The organism is Clostridium aciditolerans (assembly GCF_016316925.1).
In the GTDB taxonomy this organism is placed as follows: Bacteria; Bacillota; Clostridia; order Clostridiales; family Clostridiaceae; genus Clostridium_AM; species Clostridium_AM aciditolerans.
In genome coordinates, this window is record NZ_JAEEGB010000016.1 from 17,939 (window position 1) to 44,501 (window position 26,563).

Annotated in this window: 25 protein-coding genes and 1 other annotated feature; of the genes, 24 read left to right on the forward strand and 1 reads right to left on the reverse strand. The window is 31.3% G+C overall.

The genetic code is table 11. The features are described 5' to 3' along the window. The first annotated feature begins 11 nt into the window (after nt 1-11). The 23 genes from I6U51_RS14700 (at nt 12) to I6U51_RS14810 (ending at nt 24,497) form a co-directional block, all read left to right on the forward strand. Nucleotides 12-797, forward strand: a complete 786-nt coding sequence (locus I6U51_RS14700; RefSeq protein WP_211143353.1) for a hypothetical protein — start codon at nt 12-14, stop codon at nt 795-797. A 71-nt stretch (nt 798-868) separates the two neighbouring features. Further along, nucleotides 869-2,014 carry an AAA family ATPase gene (locus tag I6U51_RS14705; RefSeq protein WP_211143354.1) on the forward strand — a complete coding sequence of 382 codons (1,146 nt, stop codon included), beginning with the start codon at nt 869-871 and terminating at the stop codon, nt 2,012-2,014. A gap of 21 nt (nt 2,015-2,035) precedes the next feature. Further along, a complete protein-coding gene (locus I6U51_RS14710) occupies nt 2,036-3,415 on the forward strand; it encodes a vWA domain-containing protein (RefSeq protein ID WP_211143355.1) in 1,380 nt (459 codons plus the stop codon). Between the two features lie 109 nt (nt 3,416-3,524). Further along, nucleotides 3,525-3,980 carry an Rrf2 family transcriptional regulator gene (locus tag I6U51_RS14715; RefSeq protein ID WP_211143356.1) on the forward strand — a complete coding sequence of 152 codons (456 nt, stop codon included), beginning with the start codon at nt 3,525-3,527 and terminating at the stop codon, nt 3,978-3,980. Next, nucleotides 3,973-5,160 (forward strand): cysteine desulfurase NifS, encoded by a 1,188-nt coding sequence (gene nifS, locus I6U51_RS14720; RefSeq protein WP_211143357.1) that lies wholly within the window; start codon nt 3,973-3,975, stop codon nt 5,158-5,160. The genes I6U51_RS14715 and nifS overlap by 8 nt, the downstream gene beginning before the upstream one ends. 23 nt (nt 5,161-5,183) lie before the next feature. Further along, nucleotides 5,184-5,612 carry a Fe-S cluster assembly scaffold protein NifU gene (gene nifU, locus I6U51_RS14725; RefSeq protein ID WP_211143385.1) on the forward strand — a complete coding sequence of 143 codons (429 nt, stop codon included), beginning with the start codon at nt 5,184-5,186 and terminating at the stop codon, nt 5,610-5,612. 124 nt (nt 5,613-5,736) lie between these two features. Then, entirely contained in the window at nt 5,737-6,261 is a 525-nt protein-coding gene (locus I6U51_RS14730) for a PRC-barrel domain-containing protein (protein WP_211143358.1), read from the forward strand. Next, nucleotides 6,230-7,258, forward strand: coding sequence for an AI-2E family transporter (locus tag I6U51_RS14735; protein WP_211143359.1), 1,029 nt, complete (start codon nt 6,230-6,232; stop codon nt 7,256-7,258). The genes I6U51_RS14730 and I6U51_RS14735 overlap by 32 nt, the downstream gene beginning before the upstream one ends. A 314-nt stretch (nt 7,259-7,572) precedes the next feature. Beyond that, nucleotides 7,573-7,789 (forward strand) — a binding site (T-box leader). Nucleotides 7,790-7,842: 53 nt separating this feature from the next. Next, nucleotides 7,843-10,482 (forward strand): alanine--tRNA ligase, encoded by a 2,640-nt coding sequence (alaS, locus tag I6U51_RS14740; protein ID WP_211143360.1) that lies wholly within the window; start codon nt 7,843-7,845, stop codon nt 10,480-10,482. A gap of 62 nt (nt 10,483-10,544) precedes the next feature. Beyond that, nucleotides 10,545-10,796, forward strand: a complete 252-nt coding sequence (locus tag I6U51_RS14745) for an IreB family regulatory phosphoprotein (RefSeq protein WP_211143361.1) — start codon at nt 10,545-10,547, stop codon at nt 10,794-10,796. A gap of 213 nt (nt 10,797-11,009) precedes the next feature. Then, nucleotides 11,010-11,426, forward strand: a complete 417-nt coding sequence (ruvX, locus tag I6U51_RS14750) for a Holliday junction resolvase RuvX (protein WP_211143362.1) — start codon at nt 11,010-11,012, stop codon at nt 11,424-11,426. Between the two features lie 92 nt (nt 11,427-11,518). Beyond that, complete coding sequence (locus I6U51_RS14755; RefSeq protein ID WP_211143363.1) at nt 11,519-11,791, forward strand: DUF1292 domain-containing protein; 273 nt, start codon at nt 11,519-11,521, stop codon at nt 11,789-11,791. 140 nt (nt 11,792-11,931) lie between these two features. Then, complete coding sequence (locus I6U51_RS14760; protein ID WP_178907934.1) at nt 11,932-12,384, forward strand: Fur family transcriptional regulator; 453 nt, start codon at nt 11,932-11,934, stop codon at nt 12,382-12,384. A gap of 44 nt (nt 12,385-12,428) precedes the next feature. Next, on the forward strand, nt 12,429-14,096 hold the full coding sequence (locus I6U51_RS14765; protein ID WP_211143364.1) for a ribonuclease J: 1,668 nt from the start codon (nt 12,429-12,431) through the stop codon (nt 14,094-14,096). Nucleotides 14,097-14,168: 72 nt separating this feature from the next. Then, nucleotides 14,169-14,519 (forward strand): YlbF/YmcA family competence regulator, encoded by a 351-nt coding sequence (locus tag I6U51_RS14770; protein WP_211143365.1) that lies wholly within the window; start codon nt 14,169-14,171, stop codon nt 14,517-14,519. A gap of 275 nt (nt 14,520-14,794) precedes the next feature. Then, on the forward strand, nt 14,795-16,618 hold the full coding sequence (gene typA, locus I6U51_RS14775; protein ID WP_211143366.1) for a translational GTPase TypA: 1,824 nt from the start codon (nt 14,795-14,797) through the stop codon (nt 16,616-16,618). A gap of 18 nt (nt 16,619-16,636) precedes the next feature. Beyond that, a complete protein-coding gene (gene mltG / locus I6U51_RS14780; protein WP_211143367.1) occupies nt 16,637-17,662 on the forward strand; it encodes an endolytic transglycosylase MltG in 1,026 nt (341 codons plus the stop codon). 131 nt (nt 17,663-17,793) lie between these two features. Then, nucleotides 17,794-18,441 (forward strand): O-methyltransferase, encoded by a 648-nt coding sequence (locus tag I6U51_RS14785; RefSeq protein ID WP_211143368.1) that lies wholly within the window; start codon nt 17,794-17,796, stop codon nt 18,439-18,441. A gap of 4 nt (nt 18,442-18,445) precedes the next feature. After that, nucleotides 18,446-19,672: a peptidase U32 family protein gene (locus tag I6U51_RS14790; RefSeq protein ID WP_211143369.1), complete on the forward strand. Its 1,227-nt coding sequence runs from the start codon at nt 18,446-18,448 to the stop codon at nt 19,670-19,672. Nucleotides 19,673-19,697: 25 nt separating this feature from the next. Beyond that, nucleotides 19,698-20,324 carry a uridine kinase gene (gene udk, locus I6U51_RS14795; RefSeq protein WP_211143370.1) on the forward strand — a complete coding sequence of 209 codons (627 nt, stop codon included), beginning with the start codon at nt 19,698-19,700 and terminating at the stop codon, nt 20,322-20,324. A gap of 60 nt (nt 20,325-20,384) precedes the next feature. After that, nucleotides 20,385-22,055, forward strand: a complete 1,671-nt coding sequence (locus tag I6U51_RS14800; RefSeq protein ID WP_343069668.1) for a penicillin-binding transpeptidase domain-containing protein — start codon at nt 20,385-20,387, stop codon at nt 22,053-22,055. A 74-nt stretch (nt 22,056-22,129) separates the two neighbouring features. Next, nucleotides 22,130-22,831, forward strand: a complete 702-nt coding sequence (sigK, locus tag I6U51_RS14805) for an RNA polymerase sporulation sigma factor SigK (protein WP_178907924.1) — start codon at nt 22,130-22,132, stop codon at nt 22,829-22,831. Between the two features lie 610 nt (nt 22,832-23,441). Then, nucleotides 23,442-24,497 carry a type IV pilus twitching motility protein PilT gene (locus I6U51_RS14810; protein ID WP_343069669.1) on the forward strand — a complete coding sequence of 352 codons (1,056 nt, stop codon included), beginning with the start codon at nt 23,442-23,444 and terminating at the stop codon, nt 24,495-24,497. A gap of 77 nt (nt 24,498-24,574) precedes the next feature. Here I6U51_RS14810 and I6U51_RS25135 read toward each other — a convergent pair whose 3' ends face one another. Then, complete coding sequence (locus I6U51_RS25135; protein ID WP_281395979.1) at nt 24,575-24,709, reverse strand: hypothetical protein; 135 nt, start codon at nt 24,707-24,709, stop codon at nt 24,575-24,577. A 523-nt stretch (nt 24,710-25,232) separates the two neighbouring features. Here I6U51_RS25135 and I6U51_RS14815 point away from each other — a divergent pair. Next, complete coding sequence (locus tag I6U51_RS14815) at nt 25,233-26,507, forward strand: glycosyltransferase (RefSeq protein WP_211143371.1); 1,275 nt, start codon at nt 25,233-25,235, stop codon at nt 26,505-26,507. Nucleotides 26,508-26,563: the final 56 nt, after the last annotated feature.

The window sequence follows — 26,563 nt, forward strand, 5'->3', positions numbered from 1 at the left end:
AGGTGAGCTTTATGGATAGTAATGAAAAAAATATATTAGATATTCTCTCTAAGAACCCATATTATATTAAATCGATTCAGGAACCTACAGAAGAAATGCAGCTTCTGGCAGTTAAGGAAAATGGCATGCTTCTTGGATATATAAAAAATCCTACAGAAAAGGTACAATGGGAAGCATTAAAGTCTAATAAATGGGCAATTGAGCATATTGAGAATCCAACAGAGGATATGTGTTTATATACTGTAGAACAGGCATGGAATTCACTTAAACATATTAAAAATCCAAGCGAAAAGCTTATAAGAAAGGCTATAGAGCAAAAGGGATGGGCAATTCAATTTTACAAGAATCCGTCTAAAGAACTTCAACTTTTAGCTGTTGATAAGGATTGGGACTCAATAAAGTATATAGATAATCCAGCAGAAGAAGTTAATCTATTGGCAATAAAAAAGGAATGGAATGCTATAAAATATATTAAAAACCCATCTATGAATGTTCAAATTGAAGCTATTACTCAAAATGAAGAAGCAGTAAGATATATTGACAATATTACAGAGGATATGTGGCTTCATTTTATCAGTCATAATATAAAAGTAATAAAGTACGTAGATAGTAGTGTGAATGCAGAGAAAATTAAGAAGATCTTAAAAGAAAAACTTTCTGACGAAAATGTAGATAAAGAATATGTTTTAGACTTTATAAAAGAGGATGCTTTGAATATTGATAAAATTAAATTTGCATATAAATACGGTAGTATGAGTACTAAAAAAATTATATTAGATTATAAACTTTCTATGTAAATTATCATAATTATATAAACAGAATTATTAAATATTGATTTGCGTAAAAATGAAGTAAGGAGATGATGTAGATGAATTTTACAGATGCTATATTGACTACAGATTTAGTAATAAAAAGTGGAGCAGTACCTCTTGTTATAGGGGAGAGTGGTATAGGGAAAACTGCACTTATAAAAAGGCTAGCACAAAAGGAAGGTTATCATTGCATTACTATAGATGCCAACATACTTAAAGAAGGTGAGATTGGAGGATTGCCAACGGTTCAGGAATATACTGTAGAGATTAATGGAAGAGAAGTTACAAGAAGAAAAACTGTATATGCAATTCATACAAAATTGCTAGAAATAGATGAAATTTTAAAAAAAGAGCCAAGTAAAAATATAATATTGTTCATTGATGAAATTAATAGATGTGAGCATAGTGTACAGCAAGAGCTTATGAATATAATTCTAAATAGAGAGATAAATGGATATCTATTGCCAGACAATGTAAAAGTTATAGCAGCTATGAATCCATCTAGCAAATATGATACTTTTGCAGAAAGCAGTTATCAAGTAGTTGATATGGACCCTGCTCAGGAAGATAGATTTGTATGGATTGAGTTAGATGCAGATGTTAAGGAATGGTTAAGATGGGGATTGGAAAAAAATAACGTAAGTAAGGAAGAGAATATTCATCAACGTATAGTTGAGTTTATTGCTAGCTTTCCAGAGTATTTACATACTCCATATTCTCAAGAGAGTATTAAAGCCACTCCAAGAAGCTGGGAGAGAATATCAAATGCATATAGAGTTTATTTAAGAAGTGAAGGAAAAGTACCTTCAAAAATTTTATATAACGTGGTTAAAGGTAATGTAGGTCCAAGCATTGCACAAGATTTTTACAATTATTTAGAGAATTATACTAACCCGCTAATTACACCAGAAGAAATATTTTCAGAAGAAGAAATAAAGGAGGAATTAGTGGAAAAGGTTAATAAAGAAAGTCACTCTAGGTTATACTTAGCAGCTAAAAATGCTTTAGCATATTTAAATAATTTAGATGGCAGAGAAAGAGAAATTAAATTATTTTCAGAGTTCCTTCAACTGTACCCAGTGGATTTAAAAATGGGGATTATGAAAGAAATAAAGTGGAATTATGAGAATAGCCTTTATGTTGAATTTTTAAATGAAAAATCTTTTGTAGAGGGTTATTTTTCAGTATATGATCAGATTTAATTCCAGAGAGGAAGGAGAAAAATGAGTGAAAACAATAAATTTGATGAATTAAGAATAGATTTATTTAATGAAATGATGCAATGGGAAAAGGATGAAAGCATAACAGATGAATTCAGGAGAAATTTTTTAAAGTTAATAGAAATATGTACATTCTCTATGATGGAAGGAGAAGATAACTTTTTTGCACAATTTACTATGCAGATGAAAAGGGAAATTAAATTGGATTTGCCTACAGCGGTAGGTAATGTGGCATCTATGTCTCATTTTAAAATATATTTTAATCCTTATATTTTTCTGCAATGTTCTTTAAAAGAGATGAAAGCCTTGCTAAAACACGAGGTTTACCATATTATGTATAATCATTTAAAAAGAGCAAAAAATTTAAAAGACAAATATTGTTCGACTGCAATAAATAGTGCAATGGATATTTCAATTAATCAATATATAAGTCATATGCCTGCTTGGTCAGACAATATTAGAAATATAGCTCTAAGTTATAATATAGATTTACCAAGAGATCTACCTTTCGAGGAATATGCAAGACTCATTCAAGAAGGGATTGATAAACTTAAATCATCTGAAGGATTAAAAGTTTTAGAAAACAAGGACAGTGAAGAGCTGGATTTTATAAAAAAGTCTCATGATTCCGCACATGCCCATGACTTATGGGAGAGTTCGGAAGAGTCCTTTAATTTTGAACAGATGAAAGAGCTCATAAAAAAGACTGCAGATAATGCAGCAAAGGGAAAGGTTCCCTCTGCATTTCAAAAAATTATGGAAGAGCTTAATGCTAAGCCAGAAATTTCATGGCAGAATTATTTGAAAAGAACTATAGGAATAAATCCGTCAGGGTATAAAAAGACTATTACAAGAAAAGATAGACGACAACCTGAAAGGCTTGAGTTACGGGGAAAGCTTTCAAAATATACTGCCCAAATTGTTGTTGCTATTGATATAAGTGGAAGTATAACAGATAAAGAAATAGATCAAATTATAAAAGAAATTTTTGAAATAATAAAAATTCATACTTCTGAAATAACTATAATAGAATGTGATAATCAAATAAGAAGAATATATAAAGTAAAAAACAAAAAGGATGTAAAGAAGAAGCCAGATACTAAAGGAGGCACTGCATTTTCACCTGTAATTGAATATATGAATAAGCACAATATGGCAAATTATTTTCTAATTTATTTTACCGATGGGTTAGGTGAAGTAAAATTAAGTTGCATCCCAGCAAACTATAAAATTTTATGGGTACTTACAGGAAAAGAAGAAAGTCTTTCGCTAGAAAAAAGTTATGGCGTGGTTAAAAAGCTCTCAGGAGCTAAAGCAGAAAAGGCAGATCCTGGCTATGCTAAAGACACCATGAAAGAAATGTTGATGGAATGGGCAAAATAACATTGGATATTACAAGTTTTTCTATATTTATTGTTGACAATTTTACTCGGCTTTGTTATTATAAAAATGAAAGCATAGTAAAACACTCAACATTGAAGGGAGTGGTTAAGTGAAGCTATCAACTAAAGGTAGATATGGTGTAAAAGCTATGGTTGACTTGGCTATCCATTTTGGTGAAGAGCCGTCATCCATAAAAAGTATATCGGAAAGACAAAAAATTTCGGAATATTATCTTGAGCAGTTGTTCTCTCCACTGAGAAAGGCAAATTTAATAAAAAGTATAAGAGGTGCTCAAGGTGGATACATATTGAGCAGAGCTCCAAAAGATATAAAAATATCTGATATCATGAGAGTACTAGAAGGTCCTATTGAAATATCAGACTGTATATATGGGAATAGTGAGAATTCCTGCAGCAACATAGAATGTTGTGCTACTAGACTTTTATGGTCAAGAATAAAGGAAAGTATAGATACCGTTATGGAGTCTACAACGCTTCAGGACATGGTAGATGATTATAATAAAATGAAATCAAACAGAGTGAAAGGGGATAATATCAATGAGTAACAAAAAAGTTTATATGGACTATTCAGCTACTACTTATACAAAACCAGAAGTGTTAGAGGAAATGCTTCCTTATTTCACAGAACACTTCGGAAATCCATCCTCATTATACTCAATGTCAGATGTACCTAGAAAAGCAGTTAACACTGCAAGAGAAAAAGTAGCTAAAGCTATAAATGCAGAAAAGGATGAAATATTCTTTACAGCAGGTGGATCAGAAAGCGATAACTGGATATTGAAAGGTATAGCACTTGCGCATAAAAGCAAAGGCAATCACATCATAACAACTAAAATCGAACATCATGCTATATTACATGCTTGTAAGTTTCTTGAAAAGAACGGATTTGAAGTAACATATCTTCCAGTAGATGAATACGGAATAATAAGCTTAGAGGATTTAAAAAATGCTATTACAGATAAAACAATACTTGTATCAATAATGTTTGCAAATAATGAAATAGGTTCTATTCAGCCAATAGCTGAAATAGGAAAGATATGCAAAGAGAAGAAGGTTTTCTTCCATACAGATGCAGTTCAAGCTATAGGCCATGTTGCAATAGATGTAAAAGAAATGAATATAGATGCGCTTTCAATGGCTGGACATAAATTCTATGGCCCAAAAGGAATAGGAGCAATGTATTTAAGAAAAGGAATAAAAATTGAAAATCTAATTCATGGCGGCGGACAAGAAAAAGGTAAGAGAGCTTCTACAGAAAATGTTCCAGGAATAGTTGGTCTTGGAAAAGCTATTGAACTTGCGGTAGAAGAATTAGAAACAGAATCAAATAGATTAAGAGCTCTTAGAGATAGACTTCTAAATGGATTAGTTGAAAGAATACCTCATGTTAAAATAAATGGACCTATAGGCGAAAATAGAATGCCTGGAAACGTTAACTTAAGCTTTATAGGAATAGAGGGAGAAACTTTACTACTAGACTTAAATGATGAAGGAATATTTGCTTCAACAGGAAGCGCCTGTGCATCAGGATCACTAGATCCTTCACATGTACTTTTATCTATAGGTTTATCTCATGGCGTAGCGCATGGTTCATTAAGATTGAGCCTTGGATCAGGAACTACTGAGGAAGAAGTTGATTATGCATTAGAGGTAATTCCGAGAATAGTTAAGAGAAGAAGAGAGATGTCACCGTTCTGGGAAGATTATATAAAAAATCAAAAATAATAATTCGGAGGTAAATAATTATGATGTATAGTGAAAAAGTTATGGAACATTTTAGAAATCCTAGAAATGTTGGCGAAATTGAAGATGCTAACGGAGTAGGCGAAGTTGGAAACCCACAATGTGGAGATATAATGAAAATTTATATAAAAGTAGAAGATAACATAATAAAAGATGTAAAATTTAAGACTTTTGGTTGTGGATCAGCTATAGCTTCATCAAGTATGGCTACAGAGCTTATAAAGGGGAAAACTGTAGAAGATGCATGGAATTTAACTAATAAGGCTGTTGCAGAAGCATTAGACGGACTTCCACCTGTTAAGATGCACTGTTCAGTTTTAGCAGAGGAAGCTATACACAAAGCAATAAACAATTATAGAGAGTCAGTAGGATTAGAACCTTGGGAAATGAAAACTCATTCAGAACATATTCATGACCACGTACACGGAGAATAAAAATAAAGTCATTAGCTATTGCTAATGGCTTTATTTTTTCATAGTTATATTTCTTAGTCTTATTGGAAAACATACTAAAAGATAAAGTGAAACTTACTTTATTTATATATCATGAGGTGATAGTATGTATAGAACAAGAGATTTTATGCTTATGGATGTGATAAGTGTAAATGGCAAGAAACTCGGATTTATCAATGATATATTAATAGATTTTAATAAAAAAAAAGTAGTTGGATTTAGTATATCATCTACTAGTTTGTTAAGAAAAAATTTAAATGTTATGACTGAATGCATAGTAGGTTTTAATTCAGTTATGGTTACTACTGAAACATTTAAAGGGAAATTTCTAGAATTTAAAGATATTAAAGGAATGGATGTTAAAGACAGAAGAGGCAATATAATAGGAATGATTGAAGATATTTTATTTGATGAAGATTCTTTTATCATAGGAGCAGTGATAATATCTACAGGTTTTATTACAAATTTTATATCAGGCAAAAAAATAATATTAATAAATAATTTAGTGCTAGGAGAAAAAAATATGCTTTATAATGAAAGAAACGCAAACCTCAATTTTACAAGTTTACCGCATAAATTGTTTATGGAAGATGATGTAAATGAAAAAAATAGAAAGAAAGATACTCTTTAAATACATAATACTCATTGTAGGTATACTGCTGATAATATTTTTATGTCTTAAAAACTCCGTCATTAGGGAGGTTCTATATTTACTATTTATATCCTTTGTAATTGCATATACTGTAAGGCCATTGCAAAAAAAGATGCAGCAATATGGAATGAGCAGGAGAACAGCAGCATTGGTATTGATATGCGTACTAATACTAATAGTTATAGCTGCAGTTACATTATTAATACCATCAATATTTAAGGAAAGTTTAAATATAAATACAACCTTTGATAATATTCAAAGACTCGTAGATAAATTCTATTCTAAACTAAAACCCTTAAGTAACAATAAAACGATGTATATTGTAATTGATAAGTTACATAATAGGATAAACAACCAAACAATAGGATTTTTTACAAACATATTTGAATCTGCACTAAACATCGGTCAAAATATTGTTACTATAGCTGTAGTACCTATAATATCATACTATTTTTTATCAGATGGGCATAGTATAGGAAATAAGATATTAAATTTTTTTCCGATTAAAAGTAGGACTATGGTAAGAAAGGTAGGCTGTGATATAGACAAAATACTTGGAAGATATATTGTAAGTCAGTTATTTTTATGTTTACTTATTGGAATAGCAACCTTCATAATTCTTATTTTTTTAAAAGTAGATTTCCCAGTAATTTTATCCATATTAAACGCATTTTTTAATATAGTTCCATATTTTGGACCAATATTTGGAGCAATTCCTGCAATATTTATAGCATTAGTAGATTCTCCGGAAAAAGCGATATATACATGTATATGGTTATATCTTCTGCAGCAGATTGAAGGAAATATAATTTCTCCGAAAATAACTGGTGATAGTATTAGTATGCATCCTTTAGTAGTAATATTACTACTGATAATAGGGGGAAAGGCTGCAGGTTTTTTAGGGATGATACTGGCAATTCCAATTGGAGTTATAATAAAAATAGTATACGAAGATCTAAACTACTACTTATTTTAATTAGTAAACTAAAAATTATGCGACGCACTTTTTAGAGGACAATTGACAGAGGACAGTGAAGGTGAGTTTTCTTCCTTACGTCAGAAAACTAATTTATTTCTTGTGGATTCGTTTTGCTAAAGTGAAACATCATCGGTTTAATTAAGCATAGCTTAATTAAACCTTATTACCGAAGGTAAAATTAAATTAAAGATTTTTCGTAGTGTAGCGGAGAAAAATCCTCCTTCACTGTCCTATGTCAAATGTCCTCTGTCCTCTAATAAAAATATTGACACGGATTATATTTTTATTTATAATTTGTATCATAATTAGATATTAAGACAATGATTGGAAGGAGTAAATATACTCTGTTACACAAAGAGAGGAAGTGCTTGGTGAAAACTTCTTGTAACATATATTGAAGCAGTCCAGGAGTCATATTACTTAAAGAGATCAGCTTATACGGGAAATAAGTATTTATTAGAATAAATCATAAATACTATGAAAGCTGAGAATTAGGGTGGTACCACGGAATGAACTTTCGTCCCTTACGGGATGAGGGTTTTTTTTATTAAATAAATTTAAATTACAAAGGAGAGATGACAATGGAAAAGTTAGGCTTAAATCAAATCAGAGAGATGTATTTAAGTTTTTTTGAAAGTAAAGGTCATTTGAGACTACCAAGTTATTCACTTATACCTAAAAATGATAAGAGCTTACTCTTAATAAATGCAGGTATGGCACCTTTAAAGCCATATTTTACAGGTATGCAGACTCCACCAAATACTAGAATTACTACTTCTCAAAAATGTATAAGAACTGGAGACATAGAAAATGTAGGAAAAACTTCTAGACACGGAACCTTCTTTGAGATGCTTGGCAACTTCTCATTTGGAGATTATTTTAAGGAAGAGGCTATTCAATGGGCATGGGAGTTTTCAACAGAAGTTTTAAAGCTTCCAAAGGATAAATTATATGTAACTATTTACTTAGATGATGACGAGTCTTTTGACATATGGACTAGTAAAACAGATATTGATCCTTCAAGAATATTCAGATTAGGAAAAGATGATAATTTCTGGGAGCTTGGAATAGGACCTTGTGGACCTTGTTCGGAAATTCACTTTGATAGAGGTGAAGGAAAAATAAATAGTGCAGAGGAATTTGTTAAAGCCTCAGATGAAGATAGGGTAATGGAGTTCTGGAATCTTGTATTTACACAATTTGATAAGGATGAAGCAGGAAATTATAATAGACTTGCAAACCCTAATATAGACACAGGAATGGGACTTGAGAGAATTTCTGTAATAATGCAGGGTAAAAATAACTTATTTGAAGTTGACACTTTGACAGTAATACTTGATAAAATAAGTAAAATGGCAGATGTGGAATATGGTAAAGATGAAAAAACTGATATTTCCATGAGAGTTATAACTGACCATATTAGAAGTGTAACCTTTATGACTAGTGATGGAATTTTACCATCTAATGAAGGAAGAGGATATGTTCTTAGAAGGCTTTTAAGAAGAGCTGCAAAACACGGAAAATCCTTAGGAATAAATGAAGGATTTTTGTATAAGCTAACAGATGTAGTTATAGATAGTTCAAGTGGAAACTATCCAGAACTTAAAGAAAAAAGAGACTATATAAAGAAGGTCATTAAATTAGAAGAAGAGAGATTTGATGAAACTATAGATAGTGGAATGCACATAGTAAATGAATATATAGAAGATCTTCAAAACAATAGTGCATTTGTACTATCTGGAGAAAGAGCTTTTAAATTATATGACACTTATGGTTTCCCAATAGAGCTTACTCAAGAAATACTTGAAGAAAAAGGTATGACAGTAGATTTAGATGGTTTTGATAGAGAAATGCAAAACCAAAGAGAAAGAGCAAGAGCAGCTAGAGAAGAGACTAACTACATGGGTGCTAAAGACACAATATTAAACAAAATTCCTTTAGAAATAGAAACTGAATTTAATGGCTATAATACTCTAGAATTAAATTCAAAGGTAAAAGTTTTAATAAAAGGAGAGGAATTTGTAAATCAGCTTTGCGAAGGTGAAAAGGGAATTATAATCACTGAAGAAACTCCTTTTTATGCAGAAATGGGAGGTCAAGTAGGTGATAAGGGAATAATGTTTGCAGGATCCTTTAAAGCAGAAGTTTTAGACTGTAAAAAGAATGTTGCTGGAAAAGTATTGCATTTTGTTAAAGTAGTTTCAGGAAATATTAGTGTAGATGAAGAAACTACACTAAGTGTAAATGCGGAGAGAAGAAACAATATAAGAAGAAATCATACAGCTACTCATATTCTAAATGAAGCATTAAGAAAAGTCTTAGGAGAGCACGTACATCAATCAGGTTCATATGTTGATGATGAGAGACTAAGATTTGATTTTAATCACTTTGAGGCTGCAAGCGCTGAGGAACTTAAAAAGATAGAAAATCTAGTAAATGAAAATATTATGAAAGTCCTAAATGTTGAAACTCAAGTTATGACTTTAGAAGAAGCTAGAGAAAGTGGAGCAATTGCATTATTTGATGGAAAATATAAAGATGAAGTAAGAGTAGTTGTAGTGGGAAACTTTAGTAAGGAATTGTGTGGAGGAACTCACGTAGGAAACTCAGGAGAAATCGGTCTCTTTAAAATAGTATCAGAAGCTGGTGTTGCGGCTGGAATAAGAAGAATTGAAGCAGTTACAGGTCCTACAGCTCTTGCACTTGTTGAAGAAAAAAATAATCTTTTGAAAGAAATTGCAAATAGATTAAAGTGTGGAGAAAAGGAAGTTCTGCATAGATTAGATGTACAATTTGCTGAGCTAAAAGAAAAAGAAAGAGAAATTGAAGAGTTAAAGGCTAAACTTGCAAGCGGTTCGGAAGATGAAATATTAAATAATTTTAAGGAAATAAGTGGAGTTAAGCTTCTTACTGGAACGCTTAGAGATATTGATGGCAATGCTCTTAGAGAACTTGCAGATAAAATTAGAAGCAAGGCTGGAGAGTGTGTTGTGGTTCTTGGAAGTGTAGCTGAGGGAAAAGCTCAATTTGTAGCGATGGCATCTAAAGCTGCAATTGAAAAGGGTGTTCATTGTGGGAAAATTATAAAAGAAGTTGCATCTATCGCTGGAGGTGGCGGTGGTGGAAGACCAGATATGGCGCAGGCAGGTGGAAAGCTGCCAGAAAAGTTAGATGAAGCTATAGGAAGCTGCGCTGGAATTGTGGAAAAACTGGTTAAATAGTATACATTTTTATAAATATGGGCTATAATATAGTTAATAGATATTGTTAGCGGGGTGAGAAAATGGGAAACGATAACACTATTCAGTTTGATATTCCTAAAAATAAAAAAGATTTGACTAAGGAGATATTAACTGAAATTTACGATTCACTAATTAAAAAAGGTTATAATCCCGTGAATCAACTTGTAGGATACTTAATATCTGGTGATCCAACCTATATAACAAATTATAATGGTGCAAGATCATTAGTAAGAAAGCTTGAAAGAGACGAAATATTAGAAGAGGTTTTAAAAGCGTATTTAGGGATAAAGTAAGATTTTATGATGGTCCATTGCTCCTCTGATTGAAAGAAGAGGGGCTTCCTTTTACTTTATATGCAATTTAACGTCACTCATACAGAGGTTACAGTTTTGATGTGTAAGTGATAAGCTAGTAGTGAATTAATGAAGTTTGAGTGTCGGGTAAAATAAAAATGCCCTTATGGGCATTTTTATTTTAAATTTGAACATAATAATTAGGAGAATAACATGAGAATACTAGGATTAGATATAGGAGATAGAACTATAGGTGTTGCAGTAAGTGATCCCCTTGGACTTACAGCCCAGGGAATTACAACAATTAGGAGAAAAAGCATTGAAAAAGACCTAGAAGAGATTAAAAAAATTTGTGAGGAATATAGTGTAGAATCTATTGTAGCTGGACTTCCTAAAAATATGAATGGAACTTTAGGACCTCAGAGTGAAAAGGTAATAAGTTTTTGTGACCTAATAAAGGAAGATATTAATTTACCGATTAATATGTGGGATGAAAGACTAACTACAGTAGCTGCTCATAGAGCTATGTTGGAGGCGGATTTATCTCGTGCAAAGCGAAAGAAAATTGTAGATAAAATGGCAGCTATATACATACTTCAGGGATACTTAGATAGCATTGCAAAAAAATAAAATAGATATTATAATTACATATTATGTCATGGGATTATATGGGTGAATTATTATTTGAGAATAAAATATTAAATTTTAAGAGGTGAAATTTTATGGAAAATGATGTAACAAGCATAGTTCTAAATGATGAAGACGGAAATGAGATCGAATTTGAAGTAATAACAAAGATGGATATTGAGGATAAAGAGTACGTAGTAGTTGTACCAAAAGACAGTGATGAAGAGAGCACTGATGAGGCAATTGTACTTAGAATTGACAAAGATGAAGAGGGAAATGAAATATTAGTTACTGTAGAAGATGATGACGAATTTGCAATTGTTTCTGAAGCATATGAAACATTGTTTAGTGAGGATGAACTTAATTAGGCTTTATTTACTCCTCTGGCGTTAGTAAGAGGAGTTTAATTTTAGTATTAATTGATTTTCAATTGACAATGAAAAATTTTAGTATTAAACTAAAATTTGAAACTAATACTAAAAATAAATTTTGAAGCGGGGTTATTATAATGGCAAAGCTTTCGTCTGAAGAAATAGAAAAATTAAAAAGTAATTTAAAGGAAAAAGGATATAAGCTTACACCACAAAGAAGAGCTATAGTAGACATAATAATAAGAAATGAAGGCAGTCATTTAACAACTGAAGAGTTATATGATCTTGTAAAAAAAGAATGCCCAGAAATAGGTCTCGCTACAGTTTACAGAACAGTACAACTATTGGAGGAATTGGGTGTAATATGTAAGTTAGACCTTAACGATGGCTGTAATAGATATGAGCTAGTACACGAAGAAGAAAATCATCAGCATCATCACCTTGTATGCACTAACTGTGGAAAAGTAATTGAAGTAGAGGGAGACTTGCTAGAAGTTTTAGAAAATGAAATAGTTGAAAAGTATAACTTTAAAATTACTAACCACAGTGTTAAGTTTTATGGGATATGTGATGACTGCATTAAAAAATAAATAAAAGAATTTAAATTAATATATGAAGAAGGAGGGGAGGATTTTTGCGCAAAGAAAAAGATAAAGTAAAAATTATTCCATTAGGTGGATTAAATGAAATAGGAAAAAATTTAACCGCCATAGAGTATAAAAATGACATAATTGTAATAGATTGTGGGCTGAAATTTCCTGATGAAGAAATGCTTGGTATAGACGTGGTAATACCGGATATAAGCTATCTTCAAAAAAATATAGATAAGGTAAAAGGAATATTTCTAACTCATGGTCATGAAGACCATATAGGAGCGTTACCATACGTACTGAAAGAGATGAACGTTCCTGTATATGGCACGAAATTAACGTTAGGAATTGTTCAAACTAAATTAAAAGAACATAACTTGCTTAGCGTTGTAGATTTAAAGTGTGTAAAGCCAAGAGATATAGTAAGGCTTGAAAGTATATCAGTGGAGTTCATAAGAACAAGCCATAGCATCGCAGATTCCGTAGCAATTGCAATTCATACCCCGGTGGGTATTGTATTACATACAGGAGATTTTAAAATAGACTATACTCCAATTGATGGGTGTGTAGCTGATCTAACAAGATTTGCTGAACTCGGCAAAAAAGGTGTACTCGCGATGCTTGCGGATAGTACTAATGTTGAAAGACCAGGATATACCATGTCTGAAAGTATAGTAGGAGAGACTTTTGAAGATATTTTTTCTAGTGCAAGAGGAAGAATAATAGTAGCTACATTTGCTTCCCATGTTCATAGAATACAGCAAATCATTAGAGCTGCAATAAAGTATGATAGAAAAGTTGCTGTTTCCGGAAGAAGCATGGAAAATATAATGGAAGTAGGTATGGAACTTGGATACATTGATGCTGATAAAGATATATTTATAAATGTTGATAACATAAATAAATATCCAGAAAGCAAAATTGTTATTATAACTACTGGTAGCCAAGGAGAACCTATGTCAGCGCTTTCGAGAATGGCGGCTTCAGAACACAAAAAAATCAGTATTCTTCCAGGGGATATGGTAGTAATATCTGCAAATCCTATACCAGGAAATGAAAAACTTATATCAAGAGTTATAAATCAATTATTTAAAAAGGGTGCAGAAGTTATTTATGAGTCATTGGCAGATGTACATGTTTCTGGCCATGCTTGTCAGGAAGAATTAAAACTTATGCATACTCTTGTAAAACCTAAGTTTTTTATACCGGTTCATGGCGAATATAGACATCTAAAGCAACATGCAGAGCTTGCGATTAAACTCGGTATGCCATCAAATAATATTATAATTGGTGACAATGGGGAAGTTATAGAGGTAAGCAGAGATGCTATAAGAAAGAATGGAACAGTAGTATCTGGTCAGGTATTTGTTGATGGGCTTGGAGTTGGAGATGTTGGTAATATAGTATTAAGAGATAGAAAACATCTCTCACAGGATGGAATACTTACTGTAGTAGTTACCATTGAAAAGGAATCTGGTAGTGTAATTGCAGGTCCAGATATCATTTCAAGAGGATTTGTATATGTTAGAGAATCTGAAGACCTAATGGGTGAGGCTAGAGAGTTAGTTAGAGATGCCTTAAGAGAGTGTGAGGAAAAACGTATAACTGAATGGGCTAGTATAAAATCTAACATAAAAGAAGTGTTAAGAATGTTCCTATATGAAAAGACAAAGAGAAAACCAATGATATTGCCTATAATTATGGAAATATAATATGTATAAAATTGAGAATGAATATATATTTAATCATTCTCAATTTTCAATTATGTTAAAGGAGAATATATTATGAATATCTATGACAAAGCTCATGAATTTGCAAGAGAATTAGGTAAATGTGATGAAGTTGTAAAACTTAAAGAAGCTAGTAAGAAAATTGAAGGTGATGAGTCCAGCATAAAAATACTTGATGATTTTAGAAAACTTCAAATTGAAGCATATACTCAGCATATGCAAAATGGATCAGTATCTGAAGAGATTCAAGAAAAGCTTAGAAACATAGGTACCGTTATTTCAATGAATGCTTCAGTTAGTGAATATCTTCAAGCAGAACAAAGATTCAGCATTATGTGGGATGATGTGCTTAAGATATTAAATGATGCTATAGGAATAGATTTTACTTTTGGAATGAATAAATAAAATTCTACATAAGTTGACTTTTTAAGACTAAAATAATAAAATAGATAGAGTGAGCAAAAATTGGGTACTAGAAAGTATCCAATTTTTTTGAGTGTTTAACGGTAAAAGAATTATCTACTGTTGATTTATAAATAAAATAACACTTTACTGTTCTGTTTGTTTAATAGAACTGAAACTTGCAAAAATTTACCGTATGATCATAACCTATTTACTCATGTTTTATTTATAAATCAACAGATATATAAAAATTATTTATTTAATTTGGAGGAATAATAATGAATTTATTTGTAAGAAACGATATAAGAAATGTGGCTATAATTGCCCACGTTGACCATGGTAAGACTACATTAGTAGATGCTCTTTTAAGACAAAGTCACGTTTTTAGAGAAAATGAGAAAGTTGACGAAAGAGTAATGGATTCAAATGACCTTGAAAAAGAAAGAGGAATAACTATACTTTCTAAAAATACTGCAGTAATGCACAATGGAGTTAAAATAAACATAGTAGACACTCCAGGTCACGCAGACTTTGGTGGAGAGGTTGAGCGTGTACTTAAAATGGTAGATAGTGTTTTACTTGTTGTAGATGCCTATGAAGGACCTATGCCTCAGACTAAGTTTGTTTTAAAGAAAGCTTTAGAATTAAATTTAAATCCAATAGTTGTTATAAATAAAATAGACAGACCGGATGAAAGAGCAGCAGATGTACTAGACGAAGTATTTGACTTATTTGTAGAACTTGGAGCAAATGACGATCAATTAGATTTCCCAGTAGTATATTGTTCTGCAAGAGCTGGATTTGCAAAAAAAGAATTAGAAGATGAGTCAACAAACATGGATCCTCTATTTGAAGCTATTATAAAAAATGTACCAGCACCAGAAGGACATTTAGATATGCCACTTCAAATGCTAGTTACTACAATTGATTACAATGAATATGTAGGAAAAATAGGAATTGGTAAAATAGAAAGAGGAAGCATTAAAAAGAATCAGCAAGTAGCACTTATAAGAAAAGATGGAAAGATAGATAATGTTAAAGTCTCAAACTTATATGTTTACAATGGACTTAAGAAAGAAGAAACAGATGAAGCAAAACTTGGAGATATAGTAGCTGTTGCTGGTATTCCAGATATAAATATAGGAGAAACATTAGCAGATATAAATAACCCTGAAGCACTTCCTTTTGTAGAAATAGATGAGCCTACATTAAGCATGAATTTCATGGTTAATGACTCACCTTTTGCTGGTCAAGATGGAGATTATGTTACATCAAGACATCTTAGAGATAGATTGATGAAGGAATTAGAAACAAATGTATCTTTAAGAGTTGAAGAAACAGAATCTGCAGATTGCTTTAAGGTAAGCGGTAGAGGAGAACTTCATCTTTCAGTTTTAATTGAAACAATGAGAAGAGAAGGATATGAGTTCCAGGTTTCTAAACCTTCTGTTATATTTAAAGAAGAAAATGGAAAGAAGCTAGAGCCAATAGAGTACCTTACAATAGACGTGCCAGAAGAGTTTATGGGACCTGTTATGGAAAAGTTAGGACCTAGAAAGGCTGAAATGGTGAATATGACATCAGCTGTTAATGGATATACAAGACTTGAATTTAAAGTTCCAGCTAGAGGTCTTATAGGCTTTAGAAACGAATTTATGACTGATACTAAGGGAAATGGTATAATGAATCATGTTCTTCATGACTATGAAGAATATAGAGGTGAAATTCCAGAAAGAACTAGGGGATCCCTTGTAGTATTTGAAACTGGTACATCAATTACTTATGGATTATTTAATGCACAAGAAAGAGGAACATTGTTTATACCAGCAGGTGTAGATGTTTATCAAGGAATGATAGCAGGAGAATGTTCAAGAGCGGAAGACATTGATGTTAATGTATGTAAGAAGAAACAGTTATCAAATACGAGATCTTCAGGATCAGATGAAGCTTTAAAATTAGTACCTGTAACTCAAATGTCCCTAGAGCAAAGTCTTGAGTTTATAGCATCAGATGAACTTGTGGAAGTAACTCCTAAGAATATAAGAATGAGAAAGAAAATTTTAAATTCTGACATGAGAAGAAAGGCCATGAGAAAAAAATAAAAAAGGGGCTATATTACGATGAAGAGAAAAAGTTTTCTGAAGATCTTTTTATTCTGCCTTGTTATTCTAATTATATTAGCTGGTTCAGCATTATATTTAAAGGTTAGTATAGCGAGACATCCTTTAAAATCACAAGACAGTAAGATTCAGTTTACAGTAAATAGTGGAGAAGACTTAAATAATGTTATAGAGAACCTAAAGAAGCAAAATAGCATGCGAAATGTTTATTTTGTTAAGGCTTATATAAAAAAGAATAATATTAAACAGGATGTTAAGCCAGGGCAGTATTCTTTTTCAGAAAATATTTCTTTAGAACAATTTATTCGATATTTAAACAAAGGAATTAAAGATGACCAGCCTGTAAAAGTTGTTATACCAGAAGGATATGATTTAGAGCATATTGCCGCTTTATTAGAGAAAAAAGGTATAATAAATAAAGTGGATTTTATTAAAAGTTGTAAGGAGTATAGTATTCCAGACTTTATAAAAAATGACCCCAAAAGGAAGTACGCTTTAGAAGGCTATCTTTTTCCTGATACCTATGAATTTTTAAAAGGAACAGAAGGAAAAGAGATAATTGATGTTATGTTAAAAAGATTTTCTAAAGTAATTAATAATATTCAAATAGAAACTGGTAAAAATATTAATAACCAAGACTTAGATAAGATAATAACTATGGCATCAATTATAGAAAAAGAAGTTGATAGGCAGGATGAAAGAGGTAAGGCGGCATCTGTATTCTATAATAGATTAAAAAAAGGCATGAAGCTTCAATCTTGTGCAACGGTTTTATATGCCTTAGGTGTACACAAGGATAAGTTATATTATAACGATTTAAAGGTAAATTCGCCTTACAATACGTATATTGTAAATGGGCTGCCTATAGGACCTATTTCTAATCCAGGAAAAGAGTGTATTAAAGCAGCAATAAATCCTGATAATACTAATTATTTATTCTTTGTTTCAAAAAATGATGGAACTCACTTTTTTACAGATAATGAGAAGAAGTTTCTTGAGGTAAAGAAGGTAACACAAGGTGAGTAATATAAATTAATAAAAATATATGAGTAGTTGACAGATTGATTTTAATATAGCTGTCAACTACTCATATTATAAAGAATTAATATATAAAATAACTCATAGAAATTTAACTTAGTGTAAGGTTGGAGGATTAAATGAGCGGAATTACATATGATTACATGGAAGAATATATAAGAGGGCTTATAAAGGACCACAGTGGCATATTAAAAGAACTAGAAGATTATGCACATAGCAATTTTGTCCCTATAATTCATAAAGAAGTAGCTAAATTTTTAGAAGTGATGATTAAAATGAAGAGACCTCTAAAAATTCTAGAACTAGGCACTGCTATTGGATATTCAGCAATACTTATGAGTATAAGTTCGAAGGGAGAAAGTTCCATTACAACTGTTGAAAGAGACTTAAAAATGATAGAGTTAGCCCAAAATAATATTGAAAAATCAGGACTAAAGGATAAAATAAATATTATACAGGGAGACTGCTTAGAGGTTTTAGAAAAGTTAGATGATAAATATGATTTAATATTTATGGATGCTGGGAAAGGACATTATAATCATTTTTTACCACATTGTATGAGACTTTTAAGTGAAAATGGAGTAATAATTGCTGATAATGTTTTATTTAGAGGAATGATTGCTTCCGATGAATTAGTAGAGAGAAGAAAGGTAACTATAGTTAAGAGAATGAGAGAATATCTAGACACTGTATCTCAAGATGATAAATTCATAACTTCCATTATTCCTATGGGAGATGGTATTGCAGTTACCTTAAGGAGGGATTAATAATATGAAAAAACCAGAACTATTGGCGCCAGCAGGCAATTTAGAAAAGCTAAAAACAGCTATAAATTTTGGTGCAGATGCTGTATATCTTGGAGGAAGCAAACTTAATTTAAGAGCTTTTGCAGATAATTTTACAGATGAGGAACTAAGAGAAGGTGTGGAGTATGCTCATTCAAGAGGTAAAAAGGTATTTATTACCATAAATGTATTTCCACATAACGAAGATTTAATCGGATTAGAAGAGTATTTAAAAGATTTATATAATTTAAATGTAGATGCCATAATTGTATCAGACCCTGGAATAATAATGACCGCAAGGGAAGTGGTTCCGGACTTAGAAATACATTTAAGCACACAGGCTAATAATGTTAACTGGAAATCAGCAATATTTTGGCATAAACAAGGAGTTAAAAGAATAGTTCTTGCAAGAGAATTGTCATTAGAAGAAATAAAGGGTATTAAAAGAAATATTCCAGAATCCTGTGAGTTAGAAGCCTTTATTCATGGATCTATGTGTATGGCATACTCAGGAAGGTGTGTAATATCAAACTATATGACAGGAAGAGATTCAAATAGAGGGCAGTGTGCTCAACCATGCAGATATAAATACTATCTTGTAGAGGAAAAAAGGCCTGGTGAGTATTTTCCTGTTGTTGAAGACGAGAAAGGTGCGTATATACTAAACTCTAAGGATTTATGTATGATTGAGCATATACCAGAATTAATTCAGTCAGGTATAGATTCCCTAAAAATAGAAGGAAGAATGAAAAGTGCATATTATGTGGCAAGTATAGTAAAATCCTATAGACAGGCTATAGATGCATATTTTGATAATCCAGAAGAATATGTATTTCAGAAAAAATGGTTAGATAATCTTGAAAAGGCAAGCCATAGAGCATATTTTACTGGATTTTATTTTGGAGATTCAAATAAGCAAACATATGAAACATCATCATATATAAGAGATTATGATATAGTAGGTGTGGTAAGAGAGTACGATAAGAGTACAGGATTAGCTACAATAGAACAAAGAAACAAGGTGCTTGAAGGAGATACAGTAGAGATTTTAAGACCAGTAGGAGACAACTTTGAGATAAAGCTAGATGATATGAGAAATGGTAAAGGTGAAAAAATAGAATCAGCTCCTTCAGCTCAGATGATATTTACAATTAAGACAGATATAGAACTAGAAAAAGATGATATGCTAATAAAAAGTAAGATTAACAGGTAGAAATATACTAAGAGGGGGATAACTAATGAAACGTCCAATTCTTATAGGAATTACTGGAGGAACTGGTTCAGGTAAGAGTACAATTGCTAAAGAGATATATACAAAATTTAATGAAGAATGCATTGCTATGATTCAACAGGATTCTTACTATAAAGATCAAAGTCATCTTTCAATGGAAGATAGAACAAAAACAAATTATGATCATCCTAATGCATTTGATACGCCATTGCTTGTAGAACATTTAAAATCATTGTTAGATGGTAAAGCTATTGATAAACCAATATATGATTTTGAGATTCATAATAGAAATCAGGAGACTATAAGGGTAGAATCTAGAGAAATAATAATTGTTGAAGGAATATTAGTTCTTCAGGAAAAAGAGTTAAGAGATCTTCTAGATATAAAAATATACGTAGATACTGATGCAGATGTTAGAATAATAAGAAGACTAGTAAGAGATATCAACGAAAGAGGAAGAACAGTGGATTCTGTTATAAATCAATACTTAAATGTTGTAAGACCAATGCACATGCAATTTATTGAACCTACTAAAAGATATGCTGATATAATAATACCAGAAGGCGGTCATAATAAAGTAGCTATAGACATAATGGTAGCAAATATAAAGCATATATTGCAAAAAGAAGAATAAAGTGGTGAATAAAAAACCTTATTTTGGACAAAATCTTGTCTGAGATGAGGTGTTTTTATTATGATGATAAAAGTCAGTAGATTGATAATAAGAAAAAGGCAATATGTAGTTTTTGGAATCTTTATAACTTTGCTTAGTATCTTATATTTTAGAATAGTTAAATTTCAGTACTTTAAATCGGATAAATTGAGCGTAATGGCTGACTCACAGTATTCTTATAAGGAAGATATAACAGATGCAAATTATCAATTATTCGATTGTAATGGAAAACAATTGCTTAATTATAATAAAAAATATTATGCTGTGATATCACCAGAAATATTTTCGAAAAATAATATGGACACAGATCAGGACAAAATTTTAACGCTTATGTATATACTACGAAATTACAATAATGACTATGATTTGTCAAAAGCCGGGGTTTTAAGCAGCAGTAAAAAAATTTATTATGAAATAGATGAGAGCACTTATAATAAGTTAAAAGATATTAAGGGAATAAAAGGTTTTTATGCTTATACTTACTCTGCATTAGAAAAAGGTGAGGCTTGGAAAATAGAAAATCTTTTAATTAATACTAAAAGAACAGATAATAACGAACAAAAATCGCAGGATTCCTTAGAAATGCAGATTAATAATAAAATCAAATCAAATAAAAAACCTCAAATTATTTTTGATAGAGATGTAAATGGATCTATAGTGGAAGAAAAAACTGAATTACCTAAAAATAATGTAAACGTAAGATTAACCTTCGATAAAAACATAGAAGATAAGATAAAGGAAATTCTAAATAATGATAAAAATAAGGGCTTTCAACAAATAGGAGTAGCTTTAATGGAGGCTGACACTGGAAAAATAAAGGCTTTAGTACAGAAGGATGATACTAAACCCAATGTTAATTTAGGCGTTGCAACCAATCATGGATTTTTCCCAGGATCTATATTTAAAATTATCGTCGAAGAGGCTGGATTAGATAGGAAAAGCATAAGTACAACGGATAACTTTACTTGCAGAGGGTTAATTGAATTAGAAAGCCATAGTAAGCATGGCACCTTAACTCCAGAGGAAGCGCTTGTGGTTTCATGCAATGATATATTTGCGCAAATTGGAGCAAAAGTTGGCTTTAATAATTTTTATGATAATGCAAAGTCACAGGGGTTATTCGAAAAGGTGTTAGGGTTTGACAGTGAAAAGCAAGGGGCTTTTGAAGTTAAAGAACCGAAGATTAGTGATGGCAGTTTAGGTCTCGCTTCTATAGGACAGAACCTTAGAATAACGCCTATAGAAGCAATAAGTATTGCTAATACTGTTGCGAATAATGGTACCTATGTAAAACCATACATTATAGATGCCTATGTTGACGATAATAATACAGAACTTGAAAGTTTATCAACACAGCAGCGCCCTGTTATCGATAAGTCTACAGCAAATGTTATGAAGAATCAAATGATAAAAGTAGTAAAAAAAGGTACTGCGCAGGCTGCATATGTTGACAATGTAGAAATAGGAGGAAAGACAGGAAGTACTACAAGGGTGGAACTATCAAAACAATCTGGTCAACCGGAAACTCATTCAGACGGATGGTTTGTGGGATTTTTCAAAATAAAAGGTAAGTATTATTCAATGACTGTTTTTGTTCAGGATATTGATAAGGATAAAGAGAGCGGAGGAAGTACTGCAGCACCGATTTTCAAAGATATTGTAAATGGAGTATCACAGTACTTGGAAAAATAAATTTATATAGTTCATGCACTTTTTTTAGTTTTGCTTCATAATATATTAATAAGCACTATCAGGAGGAGCATCCCGTGTATTTAGCAAATTGCTTATTAGATATTATGGGCAGCATGTTTTTCTTAACTGCCTACGTAACAAATACAAGTTCCTTTCCTCAACCTCTAAACGATAAGGAAGAGGAGTATTATTTAAAAAAACTTAAGGATGGAGACACTTTAGCCAAAAGTATTCTTGTAGAAAGAAATTTAAGGCTAGTGGCTCATATAGTGAAAAAATATTCCTATCCAGGAAAAGAAGTAGATGATTTAATATCTATTGGAACAGTTGGTTTAATAAAAGCCATCGATTCTTTTGATGCATCCAAAGGCACGAGACTTGCGACCTATGCAGCAAAGTGCATTGAAAATGAAATACTTATGCTTATTAGAAATAATAAAAAAACTAAAAGTGAAGTATATTTACAGGATCCAATTGGTATCGATAAGGAAGGAAATGAAATATCTCTAATGGATGTACTTAGCAGTGAAGAAGACTCTATAATCGAAATTGTAGAAAATAAGATGCAAATTAAAAAACTATACTCGAAAATAAATTCATGTTTATCAGAAAGAGAAAGAAAAGTAGTAGAAATGAGATATGGATTATTAGAGGGGCAGCCAAAAACTCAAAGAGAGATAGCTAAAATTCTTGGGATATCCAGGTCTTATGTATCTAGAATAGAAAAGAGAGCGCTTAAAAAACTATATAAAGAGTTAAATTATGGGAAAAAGTAACTTAAATAACTGAGAGTTAGTAGAAAGGATTGAATCAATTCTTTATTACTGATTCTCAGTTTTTAATATTTATCCGATGCCTACCGCCACTAACACCCTAACTTTAAGAAAAGCGATTCGCACCAAATCAAAATTTGAGCTCTCTGCTTTTCTTAAAGTTTGGGATAATTGGCGCTACGACCCTGGATAACAGCTTCCCCTAAAGGATAACGCCTTCTAAGTGCTAAAGACACTAAGAAGCCTGTTAATAAGCTTCAGGTGGAGGTTTAAATGCCATTTAGACATTTAACCTCCACCTGAAGCCAAGAATCCTGTTTATAATTTGTTAACTAAATTTATTGTTATTAGTTAAGACAATGAATAAAAAGGTAATTTATTAAAATTTTACACATAAATAAGAGGAATTTGATAAAAATTGTAGAATAACATAAATTATATGTTATTAAAGTTTAATTAGTAACATATTTAAATTTAACAACATTAAACGATAATTAAATATAATAGTACTTTAATGGTTAGATTTCAGCAAGTTACTAAAGAGGATAGTCATATTGTTATAGATATCATACAATTTTTATATACAGCAAAGACTGTGAAAGGGGAACTAAAAGTGATAACACTAAAAGAATTATTAGCAATAACAATAAAACAGAATGCTTCAGATTTGCATTTAACTGTGGGGGTACCTCCGGTTATAAGAGTAAATGGACAATTAAAGCATATAGGAACTGAAAAACTACAACCTGCGGATACAGAGGTTTATGCTAAAGAAATTTCAGGAGAGTGCTACGATCATTACATAAAAGTAGGAGAATTAGACACATCTTTTTCCGTGTCAGGAATTGGAAGGTTTAGAGTTAACTTATTCAAGCAAAGAGGAAGTTCGGCAATTGCAATAAGAGTCGTTGGATTAAAAATTCCTACGTTAAATGAACTTCAATTTCCATCTGTTATAAAGGAACTTATATCTAACCAAAGAGGACTTGTATTAGTAACTGGACCAACAGGTTCTGGTAAAAGTACGACTTTGGCTGCAATGATAAATGAAATTAATTCTAGTAGAGCAGCTCATATAATTACTCTTGAGGATCCAATTGAGTATTTGCATAAACATAATAAATCTATAATAAATCAAAGAGAAATAGGAAAGGATAGCTTAAGCTATGCTAATGCCCTTAAATCTGTCTTAAGAGAAGATCCTGACGTTATTCTTGTAGGAGAAATGAGAGACTTGGAGACTATATCTATTGCCTTAACTGCTGCAGAAACAGGACATCTAGTGTTATCAACACTGCATACAATAGGTGCAGCTAAAACTATTGATAGAATAATAGATGTGTTTCCTCCATATCAGCAGCAACAGATTAAGATACAGCTAGCGGCAGTTATTCAAGGTATAATATCTCAGCAGCTTTTACCTAAAGCTGATGGAGATGGAAGAGTTGCAGCGGTAGAAATAATGGTTGCGAATGCTGCAATACAGAATATGATTAGAGAAGGAAAAACTCATCAGCTTCAATCATCAATACAAACTGGAGGAAAATATGGAATGAAGACTATGGATATGTCTTTATCCGAACTCTATAAAAAGGGACTAGTATCATATGAATCTGCACTGAGTTATGCATCAGATAGAGATATGCTCTCCAGAATTATTTCACTCTAGTGAATAATAATTTGTTTTTCAATAGTGTTAAAATTATGGTATAAAATAAAAATAGGACCTTTAAGGTCCTGTTTTTATTAAAATATGAAATAATCAAGCATTTTTAAGCAATATTGATCTTTTTTATGGTTATCCTTATCAACTTCCTTTGAAACTTCTATTTCAGTATTTGGCATATTAACATTTTCAACTTTTTCAATAGTAGTGTTCATAATAAATCCTCCTCAAAATTAAATCACTAAAATTTAATATTAGAGGATCTATCCAAATGACTCATCTTTTTTATGAAGCCTTCTCAAATCAATATAAAAGATCAGTTCGTAGCGCCTCATAAGGCTCTACCCCCTTTTCTAGTACTGTACTATAATAATTTATAGTTATATTAATTATATGATACCACATAGGTTGCCTAATCACAAACAAGCCATAGGGCCTTAAAGTAAATTAAAATTGAAAAAAATTGTAATAATAAAAATTAACTTGATTTATAATATGTTTTTCTATATTTAGCTCATAATTAATTATATTTTTAATTATATATTAGAAAACTATTAAATAAGGATATAAGGCATCTTCAAAAAAATTACTAGTAAGTATACTAGTCTATTTTCTTTCAGATGCCTAAATTTTAAATTTGCAGTTAATGAATAAATAAATTTAATAAATTTATTATAAATTCTATAGTAATTAATATGTATTTATGCTAAAATAACTTTGAATTAGGGGGGATTGATAGTGAGCATATTTAAAGAAATAATCAATGATACCTCTTGGATCCTAACACATATAGTATACGCTGTAACAATATACTACTTATTAGTATCTTTCTTTGGTATATATAAAAAAGATGAACATGAAGAGGTAGAACCTAAGAAGAGCTTTGCACTGATTGTGGCTGCACACAATGAGGAAATTGTTATTGGAGATATAGTTGAAAGTTTAAAAAGGCTTGAGTATCCGAGTGAACTATATGATATATTTGTAATTGCTGACAACTGTAAAGATAAGACTGCACAAAAAGCTAGAGAAAAAGGCGCTATTGTGTACGAAAGAACAAATAAGGAAAAAAGAGGCAAGGGCTATGCGTTAGAGTGGATGTTCGATAAAATATTCAATATGGAGAAAAAATATGATGCTGTAGCAATATTTGATGCTGATAATTTAGCTCATAGAGATTTTCTGAAAGAGATGAACAAAAAGCTCTGCGAAGGGTATAAAGTAGTTCAAGGTTACCTTGATAGTAAGAATCCAGAGGATACATGGATTACCGGAAGTTATTCCATAGCCTTTTGGACCTGCAATAGAATGTTTCAATTGTCAAGAAGCAATATGGGATTGTCTAGTCAATTAGGTGGCACAGGGTTCTGTATTGATACGGATATACTTAAGGAACTAGGCTGGGGGGCTACCTGTTTAACAGAAGATTTAGAGTTTACCTGTAAGCTAGTTCTGCATGGACATAAGGTAGGATGGGCACACAATGCAATAATATATGACGAAAAACCTTTGACATTAGCACAGTCATGGTGGCAGAGAAAAAGATGGATGCAGGGTTTTGCAGATGTATCAAGTAGATACTTTTTCAAGCTTATTAAAAGGTCAATATCTACAGGTAGCTTTGTTGCATTAGATTGTGCGCTATATAGCATACAACCTATAATAACAATTCTACTTGGCATATCAGCTGTAACTGGAGTTGTTAAATCTAGTATGAAAGCCCTTAATATAATATCTAGTTTTAATTTAGGAATATATAATATTGATTTTAATTTGGCTAAAATAGTTGCTATATTATTTATAGTATTTCAATTTATATATACCCCGTTTATATTAATACTAGAGAAAAAGCTTAATTTTAAAGTGTTTTTATATTATTTGATATATCCTATATATGCTATTACTTGGTTCCCAATTTCAGTACAGGGAATTATAGATAAGAATAATAAGGAATGGAGCCATACGGTACATACTAGAAGTATACCGATAAATGATTTAGAAAAGGCAAATTAGTTAGGAAGGATAATAAATCCTTCCTTTTTTGATTTTAAGGAACAAAAAGGGCAAAT